Raw genomic sequence first — 18,730 nt, 5'->3', positions numbered from 1 at the left:
TTTTTTAAGGGGGAAAAGAATGAACAAAAAAGTATTATGGACTCTATTTGGTATGTTGTTATTAGTAGTTTTGGTAGTCAGTGGCTGCAGCAGTGACGAAGCCGGCTCAGAGGATACTGGTGAGGACACAGCTGAGGCAAGTGATGACACAGAAGCAAGCGACGACGGTGAAAAAACATTCGTCTTCGGACGTGGCGCAGACTCTGTGCAGCTCGATCCGTCAAAAATCACCGATGGAGAATCCATCTATGTAACCAACCAGTTGTATGACACGCTGGTGCGTTACAAAGAAGACAGCACAGAGGTAAGACCTTCTCTGGCTACAGATTGGGAAACAAGCGAGGATGGCCTTGTTTGGACATTCCAGCTTCGTGACGATGTTAAATTCCATGACGGCAACGATTTTACTGCCGAAGATGTCGTATTCAATTTTGAGCGCTGGGCTACATCTGCAGACTTTATTTACTACGGTTACATGTTCGGTGCCACAGAGGATAATTTGAAAGGCATTATTGAAAAAGTAGAAGCCACTGGTGACCATGAAGTAAAATTCACTTTATCTGAACCAAATGCGCCCTTCCTTTACACGCTTGCCATGCCTCCATTCGGTATAGCAAGCCCCGAAGCAATCGAGAAACATGGGGAAGATTTCTTTAAAAATCCAGTCGGTACAGGTCCGTTTGTATTTGAGGAATGGGTTAAAGACGACAGCATCACGGTTGTCAAAAATGATGACTATTTCGATGAGCCAGCAAAAGTCGACAAAGTCATATTCAGAACCATTCCGGATAACGGGGCACGTTTCATGGAACTCCAATCGGGATCCATTGACGTCATGAACGGACTTAACCCTCAGGATATCGCACAGGCAGAATCTGACGACAATTTGCAAATCATCCGCAGACCATCCATGAACGTCAGTTACATGGCAATGAATACCGATCAAGATGGCCCGATGGGTGAAAAAGCAGTTCGGCAGGCTATCAACCTTGCAATCGATAAAGAAAGATTGCTAACGCTCTTCGAAGGAGTCGGCAAAGCTGCCAAAAACCCGATGCCGCCTTCACTTTGGGGATACAATGACGATATTGAAGACTATGGATATGACATTGAAGAAGCGAAAAAACTGTTAGCCGAAGCAGGTTATGCAGATGGTTTCAAAGTAACCCTTTATTCCATGGCCAATCCTCGTCCATACTTGCCGCAGCCAAAGGTTGCCGCACAGGCGATCCAGGAAATGCTATCGGAAGTGAACATTGAAGTAGAAATCGTGGAAAATGACTGGGATACCCACCTGGCTGCTACAGAGAACGGCGAGCATGATATGGCCTTCCTGGGCTGGACCGGTGACAACGGGGACCCTGACAACTTCCTATACGTGTTGCTAGATAAAGATAATGCCAAATTGGGTTCTGCTGGAAACGTAGCCTTTTATAAAAGTGACGAAGTACATGACTTGTTAAAGGCCGCACAGACAGAAATGGATCAAGAAAAACGTACGGAGTTGTATATGGAGGCACAGGAAATCATCCATGAGGACGCACCTTGGTTCCCTATCGCCCATACGACACCACCGCTTGCAGCAAGCAAGGATGTAGTCGATTATCTTCCACATCCGACAGGAAGCGAACCTTTCAACTTCCTGGATATCAGTCGTTAACGGTTTTATAGGAAACTCCAGAAGTTACTTTGGCTATAGGGCCAGGGTAACTTCTGTTTTCAAACCGCTTATCCGGACCACTAACGAAAGCCACCGAAAGGAGGAACAAGAATGCTCCAATACATTTTGCGAAGACTGGTTTTGCTGATCCCGGTACTTCTCGGCGTTTCCATTCTTACCTTCTCACTGATCCACTTGATACCTGGGGACCCTGCGCGAAGTATGCTAGGTGAGAAATCGACAGAGTCTCAGCTGGAACAACTGAGGGAAGATCTCGGTTTGAATGATCCCTATATCGTCCAGTACGGTCGTTTTATCGGAAAAATCCTTCAGGGGGACTTAGGTGAGTCGGTAAAATCGCAGGAAGAAATAAGCGTCGAAATTGCAAGCAGGCTGCCCGCCACAGTGGAATTAACGGTCTTTGCCATGATCCTGGCAATGGTTATCGGCATCCTGGCTGGCGTTATTGCTGCAGTGAAACAGTACTCCTGGTTTGATAACCTTAGTATGACCGGGGCATTGTTCGGGGTTTCACTACCAATTTTCTGGCTCGGTTTAATGATGATTTGGCTTTTTTCCGTCAAACTGAATATTTTACCGGCTTCAGGGAGAATTTCAAATGATATTGAACTACAAACCATCACTCATTTTTACTTGCTGGATAGCATCATCACCGGTAATTGGGCAGCGTTCAAGGATGTTTTTTCCCATTTATTAATGCCTGGTATCGCACTTGGAACGATCCCGATGGCTATCATCGCCCGTATGACCCGTTCCAGTATGCTTGAAGTAATGAAACAGGATTACATACGAACCGCTAGCGCAAAAGGTCTTGCCCGTCATTTAATCGTTTTCCAGCATGCGTTGAAAAATGCGTTTCTTCCAGTATTGACGGTAATCGGGCTGCAATTCGGCCTCCTGCTGGGTGGTGCCGTATTGACGGAAACCATTTTTTCCTGGCCGGGGATTGGCCGCTATGTTTATTTAGCAGTGATGGGCAGAGACTACCCGGTCGTCCAAAGTACGATTTTAATAATTGCCGTCATTTTTGTACTCGTCAATTTGATTACCGATGTACTGTACAAATACTTTGATCCACGAATCAGCTACGATTAAGAAAGGACGTGAATTAGGATGCCAGCAATACCACAAACCTCTCCAACGCCACCGGAAGTGCCAGACAACCCGGAAGCATTTACGGCCAAGTCTTCAAGCCTGTGGCTGGACGCGTTATCCAGACTGGTGAAAAGCAAAACGTCGTTTATTGGCCTGCTTATCATTTTGCTATTGATTGTTATAGCAGTCATGGCACCTGTGGTAGCAACCCATGATCCGACCGAGCAACAGCTGCTTGACCGCTATCTTGCTCCATCAGCTGATCATTGGCTCGGAACCGATGAGCTCGGCAGAGATATTTACAGCAGAATTGTGTATGGGACGCGGATTTCCATACAAATCGGTTTAATCGCCGTAGGGATTTCCGCTGTGATCGGCATTCTGCTCGGCGGCATTGCCGGCTATTTCGGCCGCTGGATCGATCAAATCATCATGCGCTTAATCGACATCCTTATGGCCTTTCCTAGTATTTTGCTGGCTATCGCCCTGGTAGCAGTCCTGGGAGCCAGTCTTACCAATGCGATGATTGCCATCGGCATTGTCGGCGTTCCCCAGTTTGCGCGGATTGTCCGCTCCACCGTTTTATCTGTCAAAGAAACAGAATATATTGAAGCCGCAAGGGCCATTGGAGCCAAAAACAACCGAATCTTATTCCAGCATGTATTGCCGAATTGTCTCGCCCCGATCATCGTCCAGGCCACACTCAGCATCGGCACCGCGATTCTTGATGCCGCAGGTCTGAGCTTTCTCGGATTGGGCGCACAGCCCCCGTCTCCGGAATGGGGAGCTATGTTGAGTGATGGACGAGCGGCTTTGCAAACAGCTCCATGGGTTGTAGCCTTTCCAGGGATGGCCATTTTTCTAGTCGTGTTAGGCTTCAACTTATTTGGCGACGGGCTGCGCGATGCATTGGATCCGAGGCTCAAGCAATAAGTCGAATTAGAAAAAGAAACGTTTTCTTCCCATTTCATCCCAATTTTATTTTCCAATCATGTAAACTATAGGTAAAGCCTGAACTGGCTTTACCTTGTTTGTTTTGAAATTGGAGGTATGCCATGAAAAAATCAAGCGCTGTTATAAGTTGTCTGTTGGCAAGCCTCTTATTGGCTGCCATTCCGTTTGCCAGCCCGGTCTCCGTAAACTCGCTTAATTTGTATCCAAATCTGCCCGCACCGATCGGAAAAGAAAAGATACTGTTTACTTCGGCGGGACAGGCCCCCGAAAACATCCTGCTCTCAAAAATTGCCGAGGACTTACATCTGGAGGGGGATTACCGGCCTCGAGCTTTGGCCTCAGACTTGTACGACTACCAGACGCTTGTCATCGCCGTGGGAAGCAGTCCATATGGTCTGCAGAACCGTAACAGAACTTTTACAGAAGAACTGGACAGGACAAGGCGATTACTCAAAGAAGCAGAACTTAGAGAGATGCCAGTCATCATCATGCATGTTGCGGGTGACAAAAGAAACGAGCGACAGAACTTCAAGCTTTTAAAGACAGCAACACCGCATGCCGATTATTTCCTTGGCTTGAAATCGCTAGGCAACAAATCCGAAATCATTGATTTATTGGACGCAGCCAATGTCCCTGTAACACTTGTGGAAGACTTGGAAGACCTGCTAACACCATTTAATTCAGTATTCCGTTAGCGGAAAAAGGAAGGATGTAGCATGATAGAAAACAAAAGTGATACGATTCCCGGTATCATAGGGATTATCCTATTAACCTATGGTCTGTTTTTCCCCAGTCTGTCTGCCGAATGGGTATCCTTTATCATTGACAGGCTGCAGGAAAGCATGGAAATCATGGATAGCGGTCAATTGTTAATTGCCTCCTTCGCCTACATTTCCAGAAATGGTCTGCTTTACTTTTTGATTTACTTCAGCACGTTGCTGATGGTAAGTGCAGTTGTCAAAAATTCTGATAAGAATGAATTTTCCTTTCTTTATATCGGCGCAACGATAACTGCCATTGTATTAATCAATAAATTTCACGGAGAATCCCCCTCCTACGCACCTCACTTTCTATCATTGGGCCTGCTACTGATTTTACATACTTATGTTGCTAAGCAAAGGTATTATTATTTAACCTTTGCCGTCATCCTGTTTTTCTTGATAACCGCTATGCAATGTTTAAATCTGATTCCACTCCTTTCTAAATGGAGTTTCGGGACGGATGATTTAGCAGTCAGCTTGAAAACAGCAGATAGTTTTATTACCGAGGATCAACTATTTACAGCACTCTATTTCGTTCTGTTTGCTATCTTTTTTCTGATTTCGGTTATTTTTACATTACTTGTTCATCTATTCGACATGCAAATCACCACGTTAAAGAAGTTTCAAAAACAGGAGAAAGAGCTAAAAGAAACGCGTTTTGCTCTAACGGAATCAAAAGTTTATGAGGAGATCCATACCCTTGTACACGATTTGAAGACTCCCTTAGTAACGGTGAGAGGATTGATTTCACTGATTGCGATGAAGTATGAAAAATCCAATGACATTAAACTGAAGGACTATTTAACTCGTGTGGATCATTCTATTGAAAAAATGAATGAAATGATTTCAGAAATCCTTCATGAAAATATCAAAAAAGAAATCGAAGTTGATGAATTTCTTCGATACGTAATCAGTCACCTTTCTCTGGACGATCAAAAAATTTACCTTAACATGAAGGTCCAGGAGAACCTGCCCAATATTTACATCAATAAAATCCGATTTGCCCGTGCAATTGCCAATTTGCTGGAGAATGCAATCATTTCCTTTGAAGGAAAAGCAGGATTTATCAACGTCGATGTCAAACAAGTGAATGATACCATCCGGTTTCAAATCAGAGATAACGGCCCTGGTATCAAGGAGGAGCTTATGCAGGAAATATGGAAAGAAGGCTTTAGCACGAAAAACTCGTCCGGCATTGGCTTATCTTTTGTAAAACGGGTTGTTGAAAATCACCATGGGACCATATTCGTTTCGAGCACTGCCGGCAGCCATACACAAATGGATATTTACTTGCCGGTGTCTTCCAGGCAAGGAGGTGCCCACTATGATATTGATCATTGATGATAATGAAGACATCCGCTTTACCATCAAGGAAATTTGTTCGTTCGCCGATTGGGAGGTTTTCGAAGCGTCTACAGGGAAAGCTGGTGTGGAGTTGTTTCAAAAAGTTACCCCCTCCCTCGTCTTGATTGATTATCATATGCCGGATTGGGATGGTCTTAAAACGACAAAGGCGATACGGAAAATGGATTCTTCTGTACCGATTATTATCCTGACCATCGATGAACGCCATGAAATAGCCGATCAATTCCTCCAGGCAGGTGCAACCGACTTTGCCTTAAAGCCAATAAAAGCACCAGACTTGATTTCGAGGATCCGCCTTAATTTGAAAGTCGGCAAATTGACAGCCGGACAAAAAGATGTTTTTGTAGAAAAAGGTATCAAGCCAGAGACCTTGCAAACGATCAAGCACTTTCTCTATCAGCAAAATGAACCTTTGACTATTTCAGAAATCCAGGAAGGACTGCCGATTGCCTATCAAACCGTTCACCGGTACCTGAACTACCTGGCTGATCAAGGTGAAATAACCGTCTTATCCCAGTATGGAAGCAAAGGGAGGCCAAAAAATAAATACAAAATAACCTAAACCGCCTATTCCCCTAGTTTATTTATCGGAAATGAGGGAACGATGGTTATAGACTAAAATCCTTTCTGGAAAACCGTGCTTTTTTTGTCTTTTCTCGCCGCATCCAAGGTCGAACACTTCTTACATATAGCGAGTGTTTTTTGTTTGACCTTTATTGACCTATTAGAGTAAGATGAAATTAGTCATTCATCAAAAGGATGAAAGAACTAAAAAAGGAGGAACTATCCAATGAATTTAATCCCTACAGTTATTGAACAAACAAACCGCGGAGAACGTGCATATGATATTTATTCCCGTCTATTAAAAGACCGTATTATCATGCTTGGAAGCGGAATTGACGATAATGTTTCCAATACCATCGTCGCACAGCTGCTTTTCCTTGCTGCTGAAGATCCGGATAAAGATATTTCGCTTTACATCAATTCACCAGGTGGTTCGATCACTGCCGGTATGGCAATTTATGATACGATGCAGTTCATCAAACCAAATGTCTCTACCATCTGCATCGGCATGGCAGCTTCTATGGGTGCTTTCCTTCTAGCAGCTGGTGAGCCAGGTAAACGCTATGCACTACCGAACAGTGAAGTCATGATCCACCAGCCACTAGGTGGTACGCAAGGCCAGGCTGCAGATATCGAAATTCACGCTAGAAGAATTATTGAAATGCGCAGCAAGTTGAACAAAATCCTTTCTGAGCGTACTGGACAGCCATTGGAAGTAATCGAGCGCGATACCGACCGTGACAACTTCATGGAAGCTTCCAAAGCTGTTGAATATGGCTTGATTGACAAAGTAATGGAAAAAAAGCCTGACTAATAAACAGGCAATCAAATTAGATGGGACAAAAGCATCGTCCCCAAAGTGGAAACCGAACGAGTAATTTATCTCGTTCGGTTTTTTGATTTTACTTCTATCCAAACCTTTAAAAAATAAGGCTCTATACTGAATGTGGTGGTGTCCCCTGATGTTTGAAATGGATGCGTGCTTTAAACATAGAGGCATTTCACCGTGTAAGAAAAACGTTCATGCGTTGGAAACAAGAGATTTTAAAGTCATTCATGTATCCATTTCATAATGGGTATATCGAGGGAATAAACAATACGATAAAGGTTTTAAAACGAGATTCCTTTGGAATCAAAGACGTTGAACGATTAAAGCATAAAAATTTATGGCAGCAAGCGGTTTAAAAGGCCCTGTAGAGCGAAATAGCGTAGCAGAGGAAATAAGCGAGACTCCTGCGGAAAAACGGGCGGCCGAGACCCCACACCGGGCTTTGCGAGGAGGCTCGGGTGTTCGTCCGCGGAAAGCGAGTTTATTTCCTCTGCGGTCTGAGTAAAATAGCTGTTTTTAGAATGAGCCTTTCGATAAAGAGAGGATGGAAGAAAAATCACACCACCACATTTGACAGAGAACCAAAAATAACAGGCTGCCTCGTTGTGAGACAGCCTGCTTATAGCTATTCCGTATGGACAACGCGAGTGCTTGCGAACATATCGTGCAGCCCTTGTTTTTGATTTGTGAAAGCGACCACCACATAGAGTAGTGGCGTTAAAAACAATACCCTGTGAATAAATCTTCCGACCACTTCTCGAAACAGTAAATCACTCCATGTCAACGAACCATCGTCTTCCCTGATTACCCGCAAGCCGAATAACATTTTTCCGAGAGTCTGCCCGAAAAACTTAGTCATCAGTAAAAAATACACGTAAAAGACGATAGAGCCCAAGATACCGGTCNTTTCCTTGCTGCTGAAGATCCGGATAAAGATATTTCGCTTTACATCAATTCACCAGGTGGTTCGATCACTGCCGGTATGGCAATTTATGATACGATGCAGTTCATCAAACCAAATGTCTCTACCATCTGCATCGGCATGGCAGCTTCTATGGGTGCTTTCCTTCTAGCAGCTGGTGAGCCAGGTAAACGCTATGCACTACCGAACAGTGAAGTCATGATCCACCAGCCACTAGGTGGTACGCAAGGCCAGGCTGCAGATATCGAAATTCACGCTAGAAGAATTATTGAAATGCGCAGCAAGTTGAACAAAATCCTTTCTGAGCGTACTGGACAGCCATTGGAAGTAATCGAGCGCGATACCGACCGTGACAACTTCATGGAAGCTTCCAAAGCTGTTGAATATGGCTTGATTGACAAAGTAATGGAAAAAAAGCCTGACTAATAAACAGGCAATCAAATTAGATGGGACAAAAGCATCGTCCCCAAAGTGGAAACCGAACGAGTAATTTATCTCGTTCGGTTTTTTGATTTTACTTCTATCCAAACCTTTAAAAAATAAGGCTCTATACTGAATGTGGTGGTGTCCCCTGATGTTTGAAATGGATGCGTGCTTTAAACATAGAGGCATTTCACCGTGTAAGAAAAACGTTCATGCGTTGGAAACAAGAGATTTTAAAGTCATTCATGTATCCATTTCATAATGGGTATATCGAGGGAATAAACAATACGATAAAGGTTTTAAAACGAGATTCCTTTGGAATCAAAGACGTTGAACGATTAAAGCATAAAAATTTATGGCAGCAAGCGGTTTAAAAGGCCCTGTAGAGCGAAATAGCGTAGCAGAGGAAATAAGCGAGACTCCTGCGGAAAAACGGGCGGCCGAGACCCCACACCGGGCTTTGCGAGGAGGCTCGGGTGTTCGTCCGCGGAAAGCGAGTTTATTTCCTCTGCGGTCTGAGTAAAATAGCTGTTTTTAGAATGAGCCTTTCGATAAAGAGAGGATGGAAGAAAAATCACACCACCACATTTGACAGAGAACCAAAAATAACAGGCTGCCTCGTTGTGAGACAGCCTGCTTATAGCTATTCCGTATGGACAACGCGAGTGCTTGCGAACATATCGTGCAGCCCTTGTTTTTGATTTGTGAAAGCGACCACCACATAGAGTAGTGGCGTTAAAAACAATACCCTGTGAATAAATCTTCCGACCACTTCTCGAAACAGTAAATCACTCCATGTCAACGAACCATCGTCTTCCCTGATTACCCGCAAGCCGAATAACATTTTTCCGAGAGTCTGCCCGAAAAACTTAGTCATCAGTAAAAAATACACGTAAAAGACGATAGAGCCCAAGATACCGGTCAACGTCCAAAATCCGATATCAAGCGGCTGTCCTTCATTCACAAAATGAAGTGGGCTTAGCAATATGCCGTTGACACTGAAAACAACGAGCAAATCTGTTATATATGCCCAAAACCTCATCCAGAAGCCAGCATAACGTCTGTCCCTGATAACAAGGGCTGTTTCTTCGCGTGGGATGTTATCTTGTATATCATCGCTCATCTGCCGCACCTCCTACCTTGAATAAAGATACATGGCCCGTGGAGCATCGGATTCCCTGATCAATTCCTGAAGGCCAGCCAATTTCATATCCGAACCGAAGAAGTTTTGAGCAGTCATACCGAGCAGCTGGTCAAAATCAAACCCAGTTCCATACTGAACTACTTGCGCTTCTCCCAAATCATGGTCCTCTTCCATCATCGCTATGGTGTCTTCCATTGTTCCAAGTTCGTCAATCAATCCATTTTCCAAGGCCTGCTTTCCAGTATATACCCTACCGTCTCCAAGCCTCCGCACTGTGTCTTCATCCATTCCCCGACCATCCACGATTACCTGGACAAATTCACCATACAGCTCATCCACCATCGTCTGAAGAATATCTTCCTCATCCTCTGTCATCGGGCGGGAACCTGACATAATGTCCTTGTATTTTCCACTCTTAATGGTATTAAAATCGATTCCATACTCCTCCGCCAGCTCGGCGTAATTGATGCTCTCCATGATCACCCCGATCGATCCCGTCAAAGTGGCGGAATTGGCAACAATTTTGTCCGCGGGCGCTGATATATAATAACCGCCTGAAGCTGCAGTATTACCCATGGAAACATAGACAGGCTTATCCGTGTTCTCTTGGATTTCTACCATTTTGTCATGGATTTCTGCACTTTCTACCACTCCTCCACCAGGTGTATTCACACGGATAATGATACCGTCGGTACGGTTGTCCTCTCCCGCTTTTTCAAGCATTCGCAAAAAATTCTGGTGGTTATAGCCGGATGTATTCAACAAGGAATTAGAGCCGGTATCTTGTATTACCCCTTGCAAATCCAGTACGGCAATCTTTTTACCGCTTGTTCCTTTTTCGATAACCGTTTCCTTAAATCCGTCTTCTTGCTGGCTGAACACATCTTCAAAATTGGCGGACGCCAGACTGGTTGCCAGCTGTACGCCAACCGAAATTAAAAACAAGACTGCTGCTATGCCTAATGCAAGCCAACGTTTTCCATTCATTCTTGATTCCTCCTCTGTCGGCTTATTCTGTCATTCTATTAAATAGTATCGCAGATGCCTTTTCTATTCCAGTAGGATTCCGATTCATCCAGTAACTCTCTCATCCTTTCCTTTAAACAAAAGGTTTGCGGTTGCCGGAGTGGCAAGGACATGTGACTAAGTGATCATCATATAACCCGATAGCTTGGAGAAAGGAGTAAATGATTACGGGACCAACAACCGTAAAACCCCGCTTTTTCATGTCTTTGCTGATGGCCGCAGATAAATCATTTTGGGCAGGAACTTGTCCTGCTTCTTCCCAGTGATGAATAACAGGCTTATGATCACTGAATCGCCAAATGTAATTGGAAAAACTTCCATACTCCTCAATAACGCGCATTGCCGCCAGTGCATTTTTTCGGACAGCGTATACCTTCAGCCGATTCCGTACTACTTCAGCCGTGGATAAAATACTTTCCAACTCCTCGTCCGACAGAGCTGCACAACGGTCGATTTCAAAATGATGAAAAGCCTGGCGATAACCTTCTCGTTTATTCAGAATCGTGCTCCAGGATAATCCGGCTTGAGCCCCTTCTAAATTAAGCATTTCAAATAAGTACGTATCATCATAGCTTGCGACTCCCCATTCCTCGTCATGATATGAAGTCATCAACTGACTGGATTTGGCCCAGGGGCATATGTATTGATTTTCCAAGAATGCTCTCCCTCCTTTCTTTTGATTTGCTTCTCGCATCGTTTCCTTAAGCTTAGAAGTTTAAGAGTTTTTACTCGACTATTCTTACGAACGAAGGACTAGTTTAGTTCCCATTTTTGATTATTTAAGGGGAACTTCAAAAAAAAGAACCAAGCCTTCAAATGAAGACTTGGTGGAGATTATACCGTCGGTTCCGCGTGACCAGGGCTAATGAAAACCGACAACTGATCAATAGCAGTGCTTTCATCACTCCCGTCGGCAATGAGTGTGATGACTTCACCTGTCGCTATCGCCAGACTCATCAATCCCATGATACTTTTAGCATTGACCCGCTTGCCGTCTTTCTCTATAAACAACGCTGCTGAAAACCCGCTTGCCTTTTGAACAAACTGCGCTGCCGGACGAGCTTGTAAACCAGCTTCCAGTTCCACCACCATCTCTTTTTGTTTCATTCTGATTCTCCTTCCCGCAGAAAACGCTTTCATTTTTGTTAAAAAAAATACTCCCTTATTGCAAGAGAGCAGCTGCAAGCATTGCAGCAACTATTTTTCACATTATACCATACACCTGTTTAGCAGGACACAGCTATTTTCCCAATGGTTCACCTTTTTTAAGTTTCTCGGCATATTCATCGATTTTACGCAGCCGATGGTTAATTCCTGATTTACTGATCTTCCCGGTAGAAACTAACTCTCCCAACTCTTTCAAGGAAACGTCTTGGTGCTGTACACGGAGCGTGGCTATTTCACGGAGTTTTTCCGGAAGTGCTTCAATTCCGACTGTCCGATCAATAAACTTGATGTTTTCCACTTGCCGGAATGCGGCGCCTATCGTTTTGTTCAAATTGGCCGTTTCGCAATTCACCAGTCTATTGACAGAATTACGCATATCGCGGACGATGCGCACATCTTCAAATTTGAACAGTGCCTGATGTGCCCCCATATAAGTAAGAAGCTCTGTAATTTTTTCCGCTTCCTTCATATAGGTTATATAGCCTTTTTTCCGTTCCAATTTGCGTGCATGCAAGTCGAAGGAATTCATTAATTCACATAGTGCATCGTTGTGTTCTTTATGAAAATTATAAATTTCCAAATGGTAAGAGGATGTTTCCGGATTGTTTACCGAGCCTCCAGCCAAAAATGCTCCACGTAAATAGGACCTGCGACAGCAATCCTTACGGGTGAACTTCTCTGATATTTCGTGGTTGAAGGAAAACGGTTCTTTCAAAATCTCCAAATCCGCAAGAATAGGTCGAACCCCCTCCTTCATCCGAACGATATAAACATTATTCTTTTTCAGTTTCATTTTTTTTCGGACGAGCAATTCGACCGGATAATCATATAGGGACTTAATTAATGTATAAATTCTCCGGGCAATCGCAGCGTTCTCCGTCTGAACATCTAGCAGATATTCTTGGCGTGCCAAAGAAATTGCCCCGTTCATCCGGACCAGTGCTGCCAATTCCGATTGGGCACAACATTGGTCTGTCGAAATTTTTGTCAATTCTTTCTTTATCTCAGATGCAAAAGACATTCCCTCACCTCCCCTGTTCTACGAATCGTTATATTAACGAATATAACAATTCAGATACTTTTGCAGTGTCATGGCGCAGCATTTTCTTCGAATGATCAATGATGTCCCCTTCAATAATTTCCAACCCCATATCCAGCAGGCGCTCTGTATCATATATAACCGGGGCAGCATTTTCTTCCGCATATAACTCCCGCACGTCCCCTTCGATCGGCTGGTTGTGGACAATGATAGAATGTATACAGCCCTCACCAATATGATCGGTAATAGCCTGCACGTGATCTGCTGCTGTATAACCGGTTGTCTCGCCATACTGGCTCATGACGTTGCATACATAAGTGACCTTCCCTTTGGTATGGCGGAGGGCATCCCCGATTTGTGGCACAATCATATTCGGCAGCGTGCTTGTATATAGGCTTCCAGGCGCAATCACTACCAAGTCTGCCTGCTTGATCGCCTCCACTGCTTCAGGCAATGGAAGAACCGGCTCAGGACTTAAAAACACACGCTTAATTTTTTTATTAGCATCGGGAATATTCGATTCACCGGAAATAATCTCGCCATCCTCCATTTCGGCGTGAAGGAACATGTTCTGATTAGCGATTGGATAAATCCTTCCTTTTACGTTTAGAACACGGGATATTTCTTTGATTCCGTTATAAAAATCGCCGGTCAAGGAAGTCATTGCAGCTAATAATAGATTACCCATCGCATGGCCGGACAATCCGTTGCCGTTGGTAAATCGATGCTGGAATAAATCAAGCAGCATCGGCTCGGCATCTGACAGAGCCGCAATCACGTTGCGGATATCTCCAGGAGCAGGGATGGCCATTTCCGATCTGAGCCTGCCCGAGCTCCCGCCATCATCAGCGACAGTGACTATTGCAGATAAATCAATAGGATAATTCTTCAATCCCCGCAAAAGGACGGGCATGCCCGTTCCTCCCCCGACGACGACTACATGTGGCTTTTTCCGTTTACTCATAGCTTAATGACCCTTTCTTTTGTCAATATCCCGATGGCTGACATGGGTGACATAATCACCAGAGAATTTTTTCGCCAAATGTTCCGCAATGGCTACCGAACGGTGCTGGCCTCCAGTACAGCCAATAGCTATCACTAGTTGGCTCTTGCCCTCTTTCTTATATTGCGGCAGCATAAATTCCAGAAGATCTGTCACCTTTTCAAGGAATTTTTGTGTGTCTGTCCACTTAAACACATAAGAGGATACCTCCGAGTTTAGACCAGTTAACGGACGCATATTGGCAACATAGTGAGGGTTGGGAAGGAACCGGACATCAAAGACTAAATCAGCGTCAATCGGAAGGCCATATTTAAAACCAAACGAGACAGTGTGAACCGAGAAGACTTGCTGTTCTCTTTCGGCATAAGTATCCACAATCTTTTCCCGTAAATCTTTCGGTTTCAATGTCGACGTATCGATAATATTGTGCGCGCGTCCCCGTAATTCATCCAGGATGGCACGCTCCTGTTTGATTCCTTCCAACGGAAGTCCTTCCGGTGCCAACGGATGGTAGCGGCGTGTTTCTTTGTAGCGCGAAACAAGCGCCTGATCCTTGGCATCCAGAAAAAGAATGTGTTCCTCCAGCCACGCGTCTTCCTTCGCCAATGCATCCAGGGCATCGAACAGCGTGTCAAAAAACTCCCGACCGCGAAGGTCCATGACTACCGCGACTTTTCGTATATTATTCGTTGCATCTTTCATTAATTCAAGAAATTTAGGCAGCAATGCCGGAGGCAAATTATCGACACAATAAAAACCCAGGTCTTCAAAACTTTGCATGGCAACCGTTTTGCCTGCTCCCGACATGCCTGTAATAATAACAAGTTGTGTTTCGTTATTTTTTTCTGTCAATCTCAATCTCCCCTTTTCCCACGCTTGTTCCAGCAGTCAAGGACCCGGTGGATCCAGCCGATAATCGATTAACGCATAATCACTTGTGTAAGTAAAGGTACCGTACAGGACCTCGCCACTGGTGAGAAAATGGTTGATGATAAAACGGTCTCCATCTGCCATCGGCTTTTGGATTGCCTGATCGACCGGAATCCATTCCAGTTTTCCTTCTCGACAGTCTTCTGTCAGGTATCCAGAATATTCCGTACTGAAAAAGGTAAACATCATCCACTCATCGACAACCTGGTCATCTTCTTTAATCACGAAAGTAAACACTCCGCCTAAACGGGGATTGATCAAAGTTAAACCTGTCTCTTCTCCGTATTCTCTGACGGCCGCTTCTTTGATTGTTTCTCCTTGTTCCATCTTGCCGCCTGGCATGGCATACCAGCCTCGTCTTGGCTTTTGCAGCATTAATAGTTTATCGTCATCCCGTAGGATACTCGTTGTGACTCGACGCATATCATCACCTCTTTCTGCTTTCAGATCCGGCTGTTCCTTCATGTTGTTCTTACTGTCTGAAAGTAGACATCTTTTATTATTATACTATGTTTAAAAGGATTCCTACAATGTTTGGTTCGAAGCCGAAGCGTTACCCATCACTTTCCATGTCAGACAAAAAAAGACACAGGCGGAAGATTCCACCTGTGCATAAAGAATATATTTATTAAAAGGGGGTCAATTAGTTAATACCATTGTACCCAATAATTATTTCGCCCATGTTACAGCAGGGTTAAAAAGCATTTACGTTTTCGATTTCTGCTGCATCCTTTTAATTGACTGCTTTCAATTCCTCTACCAGGTTTTCAATATAAGCCTGGGCTGACTGTGCCGCAATACTACCATCACCAGTAGCTGTTACGATTTGACGCAATTCTTTTTCGCGAATATCTCCAGCTGCAAAAATTCCCGGCACATTCGTTTCCATTTTTTCATTCGTCGGAATATATCCTTGCGTGTTGGTGATTCCAAGTGACTTGAACGGTTTACTCAACGGGACCATACCTATATAAATGAATACGCCATCGGTAGGATGCTCATACTCTTCATCCGTCTTTTGGTTATGAAGCGTAACACTTCCGACCTTTCCGTCTTTCCCGTTGATCGTTTTCACGACAGTGTCCCAGATAAAGTCTATTTTTTCATTGTCAAAAGCGCGTTGCTGCAGGATTTTTTGAGCCCGCAGTTCATCCCGGCGATGGACAATGGTTACTTTGCTGGCAAAGCGCGTCAGGTAAACACCTTCTTCTACAGCGGAATCCCCGCCTCCGACAACAATCAATTCTTTATTTTTGAAGAAAGCACCATCACATACTGCACAGTAAGATACACCGCGGCCTCCAAGCTCTTCCTCGCCCGGAACGCCGATTTTCTTATATTGGGCGCCTGTAGTGATAATCAACGCCCTCGTTTTATATTCCTTGTTTCCTGCTACAACGGTTTTATATTCCTTGCCGTCAACGACTTCCTTGATATCGCCATATGCATATTCTGCACCGAATTTTTTCGCATGGTCAAACATCTTGGTAGAAAGATCCGGACCTAAAATATGGTCATACCCCGGATAGTTTTCCACATCTTCTGTATTTGCCATCTGTCCGCCGGGAATTCCTCGTTCCAGCATTAACGTATCTAAATTCGCCCGGGAAGTATAAACAGCGGCGGTCATGCCTGCTGGACCTGCTCCGGCGATAATGACATCATAAATTCTTTCATCGGCCATTCTCGTTCAGCCCCTTTTCATTTACATCTTTGTTTTCTCTTGCCCCATTATCGTATGAATCCATGTCCAGGTCTACTATTCTGCTCATCATACGCTCCTTACTTATAGTATGGATTTAACGGCTATGGTGTATCCACGGTCCCTCATCCTTGCTGAGAAAAGGATGCCGTTTGCAGCCCTCTTCCCAAAGCATCAATGCTTTCGATGGGTGTCCAGTATGATAAGCAGCTACACTGTACCATTTATAATAGGATGCATGGCCCTGCAAGGAGGATTTAGGCAAAGTCTTGAACCGGTGCACCGCTTGCTGGTAATATCCGGTTCTCGCCAGGGTGACAGCCACCCGCAGTTTTTGCTGACTGTGTATCGGATATACATTGAGAAGCGCTTCAATATGTGTCACGGCTTTATCCGTCTCACCTGTCAGGTGATAGAAAACTGCCAAATTTGTAAGGCAAAACAACGACTGTGGTTCCTGTTCCAGCCACTTTTCCTCCAACGCAACCGCTTCTGTTTCGTCGCCCGAAAAGAATAACGCAAAACTATATTCATGTTTTGCTGTCACGTGCTCGGGAAACAACGTCATCATTTCATTCAATAACGGAAGAGCATAATCCCACTCCCGGCGTTCCAAATGGTAAAAAGCAGTTTCTTGGAAAATCAACAGCTCATCATCGATACCGTCCCAGTCTTCCTCTTCTTCTACAATATCCAGGAACTGCAGCAATTCCTCTGCTTCTTGCCTGAATTCCCCTTCAGGCGCTTGATCCAAGTATTGCTGGGCATTTTTCAAGGCATCATTCATCAGCCCTAAATGCGCATAATTGTTGGCAATTAAATAATAACAGTCCACATATTCTTCCCCATGGGCATCCAGTACCTCTGTCAGTACCTGATTGGCCATATGGTATGCACCTGCTTCTGTATAAATAATGGAAAGCTGACATTGAAATAGCGGCTCATCCGGTGAAGCTTCCACTGCTTTTTTCATCCATTTCACCGCAATATCAAATTTCCGTTTCTGAAAAGCTTCCACACCTTTCGTAAAATAAAAATCGCCCTCAGGGATAAAAGGGATGACTTTATCAACATTTAATGGTTGTTTCATCTTTTGCGAAGTATGCATTCGTCTCCCCCTGTATTACTTATTCAACCGTATATAATTAAACTGCCATGAAAAGCTTCGCCCTGCATGACAGTCGACCATTACAGACTAATACCGCTTGAAGTATAACACATTTGGGAAAGGTAATATATAGGAATTGGCATAAAACCTGAAAACTAGAGAAAAAAGTTACTTTTTGAGGAAATTTGCTGTAAACATTCGATATTTTGAATTTTGGAAAAATCCCTTAGTCATTTGGAGGCCAATGAAAAAGTCCTTTCTAATTCAGAAGAGATTTTAAAGTTTGTTGTTGATTCTCACAAATCGCTTATCGGTGGATGCTTGCCGCGGGCACGGCCTCAGCTAACTTGGTCAAGAAGATCACTTAACCAAGTGGATCTTCGGCTCGCGCTGTTCCCGCAGGCGTCACCACCGAACGCTCATCGTGGAATCAACAGAGGGGAAACGAAAAAGAAGTGATTTTCTTTGATTTCTGAAAGGAGGTCACTCTTTTTTCTTGTAAACTGAAAACCATCTATACGTTGTCTGACGTAGATCTCGTGGAACGAGCTCAGGTCGACATGTCCTTCAAGTATTTCCTTGCAATGGCTCCCGAAAATGACGCCATTACCCCAGCTTAGCTCACTTCCGTCGCAAACGTCTTAAAGACAAAAACCTTTTAATCTCCTGATTGGAAAACGGTGGAGGTCGCTCTTGAAAAAGGAATGAGTCAATCGAAGTCTCTTATTCTTGATGCGACGCACACCTAAGCTCGATACAATCAACATCTCCTCAAGAAGTATTGCGCACCCGTTCCGAAACGTCCGAAAAATGATTCATCCCGTCGATGAATCGATGAAGCAAAAACCAACTGAAGACACGCTTGAAGCTGAGTTAGACTATCCAGAACGCCTTGTCGAAGTCATTGAAAAAGAACCAAAGCTCGTCTTTATCCCCAAAATCAAAGAACCGGTGAACTTACTTAAAGAGACGATTACCGATGACCAACTGGAACTACAAGAATCACCAGATCCTGAT

The 18,730-nt window shown here is 44.2% G+C and carries 19 protein-coding genes and 4 pseudogenes; 12 read left to right on the top strand and 11 right to left on the bottom strand.

Features of this window, described 5'->3' with window-relative positions:
- Positions 1-19: 19 nt before the first annotated feature.
- The 8 genes and pseudogenes from BN1067_RS09605 to BN1067_RS09570 all read left to right on the top strand — a co-directional run.
- Positions 20-1,660, top strand: coding sequence for an ABC transporter substrate-binding protein (locus BN1067_RS09605; protein WP_053218643.1), 1,641 nt, complete (start codon positions 20-22; stop codon positions 1,658-1,660).
- Positions 1,661-1,771: 111 nt separating this feature from the next.
- Entirely contained in the window at positions 1,772-2,776 is a 1,005-nt protein-coding gene (locus BN1067_RS09600) for an ABC transporter permease (protein ID WP_053218642.1), read from the top strand.
- An 18-nt stretch (positions 2,777-2,794) separates the two neighbouring features.
- Positions 2,795-3,709, top strand: coding sequence for a nickel transporter permease (gene nikC, locus BN1067_RS09595; RefSeq protein WP_053218641.1), 915 nt, complete (start codon positions 2,795-2,797; stop codon positions 3,707-3,709).
- 122 nt (positions 3,710-3,831) lie between these two features.
- Positions 3,832-4,425, top strand: coding sequence for a DUF6305 family protein (locus BN1067_RS09590; RefSeq protein ID WP_053218640.1), 594 nt, complete (start codon positions 3,832-3,834; stop codon positions 4,423-4,425).
- Positions 4,426-4,446: 21 nt separating this feature from the next.
- Positions 4,447-5,832 (top strand): sensor histidine kinase, encoded by a 1,386-nt coding sequence (locus tag BN1067_RS09585; RefSeq protein WP_053218639.1) that lies wholly within the window; start codon positions 4,447-4,449, stop codon positions 5,830-5,832.
- Positions 5,816-6,418, top strand: a complete 603-nt coding sequence (locus BN1067_RS09580) for a response regulator (protein ID WP_053218638.1) — start codon at positions 5,816-5,818, stop codon at positions 6,416-6,418. The genes BN1067_RS09585 and BN1067_RS09580 overlap by 17 nt, the downstream gene beginning before the upstream one ends.
- A gap of 228 nt (positions 6,419-6,646) precedes the next feature.
- Positions 6,647-7,234, top strand: coding sequence for an ATP-dependent Clp endopeptidase proteolytic subunit ClpP (gene clpP / locus BN1067_RS09575; protein WP_053218637.1), 588 nt, complete (start codon positions 6,647-6,649; stop codon positions 7,232-7,234).
- Positions 7,235-7,383: 149 nt separating this feature from the next.
- Positions 7,384-7,605, top strand: a pseudogene (locus tag BN1067_RS09570) (transposase); the annotation flags it as partial.
- Positions 7,606-7,874: 269 nt separating this feature from the next.
- On the opposite strand, the gene BN1067_RS09565 reads toward BN1067_RS09570, so the two are convergent.
- A complete protein-coding gene (locus BN1067_RS09565; RefSeq protein WP_324777878.1) occupies positions 7,875-8,144 on the bottom strand; it encodes an RDD family protein in 270 nt (89 codons plus the stop codon).
- Between the two features lie 12 nt (positions 8,145-8,156).
- Here BN1067_RS09565 and BN1067_RS09560 point away from each other — a divergent pair.
- Positions 8,157-8,597: pseudogene (locus BN1067_RS09560) on the top strand (ATP-dependent Clp protease proteolytic subunit); the annotation flags it as partial.
- Positions 8,598-8,746: 149 nt separating this feature from the next.
- A pseudogene (locus tag BN1067_RS09555) lies at positions 8,747-8,968 on the top strand (transposase); the annotation flags it as partial.
- Between the two features lie 269 nt (positions 8,969-9,237).
- On the opposite strand, the gene BN1067_RS09550 reads toward BN1067_RS09555, so the two are convergent.
- The 10 genes from BN1067_RS09550 to BN1067_RS09505 form a co-directional block, all read right to left on the bottom strand.
- The gene (locus BN1067_RS09550) at positions 9,238-9,717 is read right to left on the bottom strand and encodes an RDD family protein (RefSeq protein WP_053218635.1); all 480 of its coding nucleotides are present in this window, start codon (positions 9,715-9,717) and stop codon (positions 9,238-9,240) included.
- A gap of 12 nt (positions 9,718-9,729) precedes the next feature.
- A complete protein-coding gene (gene sppA, locus BN1067_RS09545) occupies positions 9,730-10,725 on the bottom strand; it encodes a signal peptide peptidase SppA (protein WP_053218634.1) in 996 nt (331 codons plus the stop codon).
- Positions 10,726-10,837: 112 nt separating this feature from the next.
- Positions 10,838-11,419: a DNA-3-methyladenine glycosylase I gene (locus BN1067_RS09540; protein ID WP_267893606.1), complete on the bottom strand. Its 582-nt coding sequence runs from the start codon at positions 11,417-11,419 to the stop codon at positions 10,838-10,840.
- Between the two features lie 179 nt (positions 11,420-11,598).
- Positions 11,599-11,871, bottom strand: a complete 273-nt coding sequence (locus tag BN1067_RS09535) for an HPr family phosphocarrier protein (RefSeq protein ID WP_053218632.1) — start codon at positions 11,869-11,871, stop codon at positions 11,599-11,601.
- A 133-nt stretch (positions 11,872-12,004) separates the two neighbouring features.
- Positions 12,005-12,952 carry a DNA-binding protein WhiA gene (gene whiA, locus BN1067_RS09530; RefSeq protein ID WP_053218631.1) on the bottom strand — a complete coding sequence of 316 codons (948 nt, stop codon included), beginning with the start codon at positions 12,950-12,952 and terminating at the stop codon, positions 12,005-12,007.
- Positions 12,953-12,980: 28 nt separating this feature from the next.
- Positions 12,981-13,934 (bottom strand): gluconeogenesis factor YvcK family protein, encoded by a 954-nt coding sequence (locus tag BN1067_RS09525; RefSeq protein ID WP_053218630.1) that lies wholly within the window; start codon positions 13,932-13,934, stop codon positions 12,981-12,983.
- 3 nt (positions 13,935-13,937) lie between these two features.
- Entirely contained in the window at positions 13,938-14,825 is an 888-nt protein-coding gene (rapZ, locus tag BN1067_RS09520) for an RNase adapter RapZ (RefSeq protein ID WP_110943409.1), read from the bottom strand.
- Positions 14,826-14,861: 36 nt separating this feature from the next.
- Positions 14,862-15,326, bottom strand: a complete 465-nt coding sequence (locus BN1067_RS09515) for an 8-oxo-dGTP diphosphatase (protein ID WP_053218655.1) — start codon at positions 15,324-15,326, stop codon at positions 14,862-14,864.
- A gap of 310 nt (positions 15,327-15,636) precedes the next feature.
- Positions 15,637-16,587 carry a thioredoxin-disulfide reductase gene (trxB, locus tag BN1067_RS09510; protein ID WP_053218629.1) on the bottom strand — a complete coding sequence of 317 codons (951 nt, stop codon included), beginning with the start codon at positions 16,585-16,587 and terminating at the stop codon, positions 15,637-15,639.
- A gap of 115 nt (positions 16,588-16,702) precedes the next feature.
- Positions 16,703-17,713: a tetratricopeptide repeat protein gene (locus BN1067_RS09505; RefSeq protein WP_234400663.1), complete on the bottom strand. Its 1,011-nt coding sequence runs from the start codon at positions 17,711-17,713 to the stop codon at positions 16,703-16,705.
- 503 nt (positions 17,714-18,216) lie between these two features.
- On the opposite strand from BN1067_RS09505, the gene BN1067_RS20630 reads away from it, so the two are divergent.
- Positions 18,217-18,333, top strand: a complete 117-nt coding sequence (locus BN1067_RS20630; RefSeq protein ID WP_110943408.1) for a hypothetical protein — start codon at positions 18,217-18,219, stop codon at positions 18,331-18,333.
- Between the two features lie 109 nt (positions 18,334-18,442).
- Positions 18,443-18,730, top strand: a pseudogene (locus tag BN1067_RS09495) (hypothetical protein); the annotation flags it as partial.

Source organism: Virgibacillus senegalensis (genome assembly GCF_000821245.2).
GTDB lineage: Bacteria > Bacillota > Bacilli > Bacillales > Amphibacillaceae > Sediminibacillus > Sediminibacillus senegalensis.
The sequence above is the reverse complement of the archived record's forward strand: the minus strand, read 5'-3'. Positions and strand labels throughout refer to the sequence as shown.

What these genes read in the sequence shown, in the direction of transcription:
- trxB (WP_053218629.1), bottom strand. Translation starts at nt 16,587, where the DNA reads ATGGCCGATGAAAGAATTTATGATGTCATTATCGCCGGAGCAGGTCCA.
- BN1067_RS09505 (WP_234400663.1), bottom strand. Translation starts at nt 17,713, where the DNA reads ATGCATACTTCGCAAAAGATGAAACAACCATTAAATGTTGATAAAGTC.
- BN1067_RS09535 (WP_053218632.1), bottom strand. Translation starts at nt 11,871, where the DNA reads ATGAAACAAAAAGAGATGGTGGTGGAACTGGAAGCTGGTTTACAAGCT.
- BN1067_RS09600 (WP_053218642.1), top strand. Translation starts at nt 1,772, where the DNA reads ATGCTCCAATACATTTTGCGAAGACTGGTTTTGCTGATCCCGGTACTT.
- whiA (WP_053218631.1), bottom strand. Translation starts at nt 12,952, where the DNA reads ATGTCTTTTGCATCTGAGATAAAGAAAGAATTGACAAAAATTTCGACA.
- clpP (WP_053218637.1), top strand. Translation starts at nt 6,647, where the DNA reads ATGAATTTAATCCCTACAGTTATTGAACAAACAAACCGCGGAGAACGT.
- BN1067_RS09585 (WP_053218639.1), top strand. Translation starts at nt 4,447, where the DNA reads ATGATAGAAAACAAAAGTGATACGATTCCCGGTATCATAGGGATTATC.
- BN1067_RS09550 (WP_053218635.1), bottom strand. Translation starts at nt 9,717, where the DNA reads ATGAGCGATGATATACAAGATAACATCCCACGCGAAGAAACAGCCCTT.
- BN1067_RS09525 (WP_053218630.1), bottom strand. Translation starts at nt 13,934, where the DNA reads ATGAGTAAACGGAAAAAGCCACATGTAGTCGTCGTCGGGGGAGGAACG.
- BN1067_RS09590 (WP_053218640.1), top strand. Translation starts at nt 3,832, where the DNA reads ATGAAAAAATCAAGCGCTGTTATAAGTTGTCTGTTGGCAAGCCTCTTA.
- BN1067_RS09605 (WP_053218643.1), top strand. Translation starts at nt 20, where the DNA reads ATGAACAAAAAAGTATTATGGACTCTATTTGGTATGTTGTTATTAGTA.
- nikC (WP_053218641.1), top strand. Translation starts at nt 2,795, where the DNA reads ATGCCAGCAATACCACAAACCTCTCCAACGCCACCGGAAGTGCCAGAC.
- BN1067_RS09515 (WP_053218655.1), bottom strand. Translation starts at nt 15,326, where the DNA reads ATGCGTCGAGTCACAACGAGTATCCTACGGGATGACGATAAACTATTA.
- sppA (WP_053218634.1), bottom strand. Translation starts at nt 10,725, where the DNA reads ATGAATGGAAAACGTTGGCTTGCATTAGGCATAGCAGCAGTCTTGTTT.
- BN1067_RS09580 (WP_053218638.1), top strand. Translation starts at nt 5,816, where the DNA reads ATGATATTGATCATTGATGATAATGAAGACATCCGCTTTACCATCAAG.